General features: G+C 60.7%; 2 protein-coding genes. Both read left to right on the plus strand.

Annotation, left to right across the window (positions count from 1 at the left end; all coding sequences use genetic code 11):
* Window positions 1-920: cellulose biosynthesis cyclic di-GMP-binding regulatory protein BcsB (locus CW267_RS29820; protein ID WP_206054991.1), on the plus strand; the 920-nt coding region annotated here is incomplete at its 5' end.
* Between the two features lie 3 nt (window positions 921-923).
* The coding region (locus CW267_RS29825; RefSeq protein ID WP_264755094.1) for a glycosyl hydrolase family 8 at window positions 924-1,084 on the plus strand (161 nt) is incomplete at its 3' end.

A 1,084-nucleotide genomic window follows, 5' to 3' on the forward strand; every position in this document is an offset into this window, starting at 1 on the left:
TGCGTCTCGGGGCGGTCAACCAGCTGCGCTTTGACTTCCAGTTCATGAACCCGATGCCGGGCGGCTCCATCGACAACTGTATTACCTTCCAGCCGGTGCAGAACCATGTGGTGATTGGCGACGATTCGACCATCGACTTCTCGAAGTATTATCACTTTATCGCCCTGCCGGACCTGCGCGTCTTTGCCAATGCGGGCTTCCCTTACAGCCGTATGGCCGACCTCTCCGACACGCTGGTGGTGGTGCCGAAAGCGCCGACCCAGGGCCAGGTGGCGACGCTGCTGCAGGCGCTGGGCGGTATCGGTTCGCAGACCGGTCTGGCGGCGATTAATCTGCAGATGACCGACGATGGCAACCAGATCAAGAACAAAGATGCGGATCTGCTGCTGATCGGCGCGATCCCGTCGTCCCTCAAGGACGACACCAAAATCAACCTGCTGGTCGAGGCGACCAAAAGCTGGGTGAAAATGCCGATGCGCCACTATGACCTGGCGAGCATTTATCCCGATGACGATGCCCGCACGCCCAATACCCGCACCGACATTACCTCTTCCGGGCCGATGGCGGCGGTGATTGGCTTCCAGTCGCCGTATAACGATCAGCGCAGCGTGGTGGCCCTGCTGGCCGACAGCCCGCGCGGTAATGAACTGCTGACCAACGCCCTCAACGACAGCGGTAAGCGGGCAGCAATGTTTGGCTCGGTAGCGGTGATCCGCGAGTCCGGCGTCAACAGTCTGCGGGTAGGGGATATCTACTACGTGGGTCATCTGCCCTGGTTCGAGCGCATCTGGTTCGCGCTCTCTAACCACCCGATACTGCTGGCGATCTTCGCCGCTATCAGTATTGTGCTGCTGGCGTGGGTGCTGTGGCGCATGCTGCGCATCATCAGTCGCCGCCGTCTTAGCCTGGATGATGAATAAACCATGATGAAAGTACTTTGTGGCGCGGTGCTCTCCGCGCTGCTGCTGGCGGCGGGCCCGGTGAGCGCCGCCTGCCAGTGGCCCGCCTGGGAGCAGTTTAAAAAAGCGTACGTCAGCCCTGAGGGACGGGTGATTGACCCCAGCGATGCGCGCAAAATCTCCAC

This window comes from Klebsiella sp. X1-16S-Nf21 (genome assembly GCF_002837615.1).
GTDB classification, from domain to species: Bacteria; Pseudomonadota; Gammaproteobacteria; order Enterobacterales; family Enterobacteriaceae; genus Klebsiella; species Klebsiella variicola.